Below are 4,189 nucleotides of genomic sequence, written 5' to 3'. Positions count from 1 at the left end.
GGAAGCCCTCGTACTGGACGTACTCGGGCTTTCGGCCGGTGCGGCGAGTGGGGGCCCCTGCTCGAGCGCAGTCGAGAGCGTGGGGGAGCGTGCCGGGCGTCGTGACGGGGCGAACGTTGCCTGCCGCGGCACTAGCGGACCGTCGGTTCCTCGTCGTCGTCGCCGGGCTTGTGCAGGGGGGTGCGGGACAGGAACAGGCCGAAGATCGGGGGCTTGGTCTGGAGCATTTCCAGGCGGCCGCCGTCGGCCTCCGCCAGGTCACGGGCCACGGCCAGGCCGATGCCCGTGGAGTTGCGGCCGCTGATCGCCCGTTCGAAGATCCGGGCGCCGAGGTCGGCGGGGACGCCGGGGCCCTCGTCCGTGACCTCGATGACCGCCTGGTTGCCGGTGACGCGGGTGCGCAGGGCCACCGTGCCGCCGCCGTGCATGAGGGAGTTCTCGATCAGCGCGGCCAGGACCTGCGCGACCGCGCCGGGCGTGCCCACCGCGAGCAGATGCCGTTTGCCGGAGCTGACGATCGCCCGCCCGGCGCTGCGGTACGCCGGCCGCCACTCCGCGAGCTGCTGCTGGATGACCTCGTCGAGGTCGAAGGAGACGGCGGAGCCGGTGCGCGGATCGCGCGAGTTCGTCAGCAGCCGTTCCACGACGTCCGTCAGCCGCTCGACCTGCGTCAGCGCGATCGTCGCCTCCTCCTTCACCGTGTCCGGGTCGTCGGTGAGGGTGATCTCCTCCAGCCGCATCGACAGCGCCGTCAGCGGGGTGCGCAGCTGGTGGGAGGCGTCCGCGGCCAGCCGACGTTCGGCGGTCAGCATGCGGGCGATGCGCTCGGCGGAGCCGTCCAGCACGTCCGCCACCCGGTCCAGCTCGGGCACCCCGTACCGCTTGTGCCGGGGCCGTGGATCGCCGGAACCGAGCCGCTCGGCCGTCTCCGCGAGGTCGGTCAGCGGCGACGCCAGCCGGTTCGCCTGGCGGACGGCCAGCAGCACCGCGGCCACCACCGCCAGCAGCGCGACCAACGCGATGATCAGCAGCGTCCGGCCGACCTCACGGGTCACCGAGGAGCGCGGTTCCTGGACGGTGACCGTCTCGCCCTCCTCGCCGGGCGCGGTCGCGCTGATGACGTCCCCGGCGGGCTTCGTGCCGACCTGGATGGGCGACTCCCCGGGGATGCGGATCACCGCGTAGTAGCGGTCCTGGGTGACCTGCTTGCGCAGCACCTCCGCGTCGACCTGCTGCGCCCCGAAGAGCCGGCTGTCGACGATGCTGGCGAGGCGGACCGCCTCGGACTCCACCCGTTCCTGGGCGCTGTTGCTGATCGTCCGGGTCTCGACGATGACGAGGGAGACGCCGAAGACGGCGATCACGACGAGCACCACGGCGAGCGTGGACTGGATCAGTCGGCGACGCATGTCCTGTTACCCGAGCCCGCCTCGCGGCTCAGCTCTTCTCGAAACGGAAACCCACACCGCGCACGGTGGCGATGTAGCGGGGGTTGGCCGCGTCGTCGCCGAGCTTCTTGCGCAGCCAGGAGATGTGCATGTCGAGGGTCTTGGTGGACGACCACCACGTCGTGTCCCAGACCTCCCGCATCAGCTGGTCACGGGTGACGACCCGGCCCGCGTCGCGCACCAGCACCCGCAGCAGGTCGAACTCCTTTGCGGTGAGCTGGAGCTCCTCCTCGCCCATCCAGGCGCGGTGCGACTCGACGTCGATGCGCACGCCGTGCGTGGCGGGCGGCTGCTGCGGCTCGGAGGCGCCGCGCCGGAGCAGGGCCCGCACCCGCGCGAGCAGCTCGGCGAGCCGGAACGGCTTGGTGACGTAGTCGTCGGCCCCCGCGTCGAGCCCGACGACGGTGTCCACCTCGTCGGCGCGCGCGGTGAGGATGAGGATCGGGATGGCGTGGCCTTCGCCCCGCAGGCGGCGCGCCACCTCCAGGCCGTCCATGCCGGGCAGACCGAGGTCGAGCACGACCAGGTCGACTCCGCCCTGCAGTCCGGCGTCGAGAGCGGTGGGTCCGTCCTCGCGGACCTCGACCTCGTAGCCCTCCCGGCGCAGAGCACGGGCCAGCGGCTCCGAGATGGACGCATCGTCCTCGGCGAGCAGTACACGGGTCATGAGGTGATGGTAGACCTGCGACGCCCTGAGCCGGGGTGTGACCGGAAGCCTTGATTCTTACCGCTGGCACACCCGGCTCTTACGAACCGGGGGTACGCGCACGAACCTCTGGGTGTGGGGTGCGATTGTGGTAAGGACCTTGGAAACGGGGCGTGCGGTTCCCCCGGAACCTGTGATCCGTGTCTCAAGCCCTTCCATATGCGGCGGTGTCCTGCCGTATGGTGATTCAACGCCTGTAGCACCACGGCGACCTTCGGAGGCTGTTTGCCCTGAGGGTCTCTTTTGTGTGCGGGCCGGTTCCCGCCGGCCCCCAACGTGAAACGACCTGTGGCCGGGCCTCGTAGTGCGGCGACGCGCGTAGAGGCGTGGATCCCGGTGGCGACCGCCCACCGCTTCGTGACCCGGAGCGGCCCCCCGTAGGCGTCGGACGGACGGCCGTACCCACCGGTGCCGGCAGCCCCCACCGGGCGCACCACCGCTGCCGCGGGGCGCGTCCCGAGCAGCAAGGAACGACCATGGCGTCCAGCCTGACGAAGGACTCGGCCCGACCGGGCACCCCCGGTGCCGAGAAGACCTTCTTCGGCCACCCCCGCGGACTGGCCACTCTGTTCATGACCGAGATGTGGGAGCGTTTCTCCTACTACGGCATGAGGGCCCTGCTCCCGCTGTACCTGGTGGCCCCGGGTGGCCTGCATCTGCCCGCGGGCACGGCGACGGCGATCTACGCCGTGTATCTGTCGCTGGTGTACCTGCTCACCCTGCCCGGCGGCTGGTTCGCCGACCGTCTGCTCGGTCCCCGCAAGACGGTCGCCGTCGCGGGCGTGGTCATCATGCTCGGCCACCTGTGCCTGGCGCTGCCCGCCGCCGCGAGCTTCTACGTCGGCCTGGGCCTCGTCGCCATCGGTTCCGGCCTGCTGAAGGCCAACATCTCCACGATGGTCGGCCACCTCTACGACGGCCCCGAGGACCCGCGCCGCGATGGTGGCTTCACCGTCTTCTACATCGGCATCAACCTCGGCGCCTTCATCGCGCCGCTGGTCATCGGCACCGTCGGTGAGAACGTCAACTGGCACCTGGGCTTCGCGCTGGCCGCGCTCGGCATGGCGCTGGGCCTCGTCCAGTTCCTGCTCGGCAGCCGCCACCTGAACGCGAAGAGCAGCGAGATCCCGACCCCGCTGACGCCCGCCGAGAAGGCGTCCACCCTGCGCAAGGGCCTGATCTGGCTGGCCGTCGCCGTGGTCTTCTACGGCCTCGTCGGCGGCACGGGCCACTTCACCCTGAACTGGGCGCTGATCCCGCTCACGCTCCTGGGCCTGCTCGTGCCGATCCTGGTCATCTCCCGCATCATGCGCGACAAGGACCTGGACTCCGGCGAGCGCTCGAAGGTGTCGGCGTACATCTGGTTCTTCGTCGCCGCCGCCGTGTTCTGGATGATCTACGACCAGGGCGGCTCGACCCTGTCGCTGTTCGCCGAGAAGAGCGCCGACAACACGATCTTCGGCTGGGAGTTCCCGGTCTCCTGGTACCAGTCGGTCAACCCGGTCCTGATCATGGCGCTGGCGCCCGTCTTCGCCTGGCTGTGGCTGTGGCTGAACCGGCGTGGCAAGGAGCCGAGCACCATCGTGAAGTTCGCCTCCGGTCTGGTGCTGGTGGGTGCGTCCTTCTTCCTCTTCCTCGCCCCGCTGGCGATCGCCGAGGGCGGTCACAAGGCCGCGGCGATGTGGCTGGTCGCGGTCTACTTCGTGCAGACCGTCGGTGAGCTGACGCTGTCCCCGGTGGGTCTGTCCGTGACGACGAAGATGGCGCCGGCGAAGTACGCCTCGCAGATGATGGGCGTCTGGTTCCTCGCGGTCACCGCGGGCGACTCCGTCACCGCGCTGCTGTCCAACCCGGCCGTCGGCGGGGTCAACCTCGACAAGACCGGCTTCGTGGCGCTGGAGGCGGCGCTCGCCGTGGTCGCCGGCTTCGCGGTGTACATGTACCGCAAGAAGGTCAAGGCCATGATGGGCGACGTCCGCTGATCGCTGCCGCCTGACGCCGGGTGACGGGCCGTCGCACCCCGGGTGCGACGGCC

General features: G+C 70.5%; 3 protein-coding genes. 1 reads left to right on the top strand and 2 read right to left on the bottom strand.

What is annotated here, in order from left to right; genetic code table 11:
- Positions 1-131 precede the first annotated feature (131 nt).
- Together ABZ281_RS40380 and ABZ281_RS40375 are read right to left on the bottom strand one after the other, a co-directional pair.
- On the bottom strand, positions 132-1,409 hold the full coding sequence (locus ABZ281_RS40380) for an ATP-binding protein (RefSeq protein WP_356662951.1): 1,278 nt from the start codon (positions 1,407-1,409) through the stop codon (positions 132-134).
- Between the two features lie 28 nt (positions 1,410-1,437).
- A complete protein-coding gene (locus ABZ281_RS40375) occupies positions 1,438-2,115 on the bottom strand; it encodes a response regulator transcription factor (RefSeq protein WP_030844734.1) in 678 nt (225 codons plus the stop codon).
- Positions 2,116-2,630: 515 nt separating this feature from the next.
- Between ABZ281_RS40375 and ABZ281_RS40370 the strand changes: the two genes are divergently transcribed.
- Complete coding sequence (locus ABZ281_RS40370; RefSeq protein ID WP_356662950.1) at positions 2,631-4,136, top strand: oligopeptide:H+ symporter; 1,506 nt, start codon at positions 2,631-2,633, stop codon at positions 4,134-4,136.
- Positions 4,137-4,189 lie beyond the last annotated feature (53 nt).

The organism is Streptomyces sp. NPDC006265 (genome assembly GCF_040613555.1).
Lineage (GTDB): Bacteria > Actinomycetota > Actinomycetes > Streptomycetales > Streptomycetaceae > Streptomyces.
The sequence above is the reverse complement of the archived record's forward strand: the minus strand, read 5'-3'. Positions and strand labels throughout refer to the sequence as shown.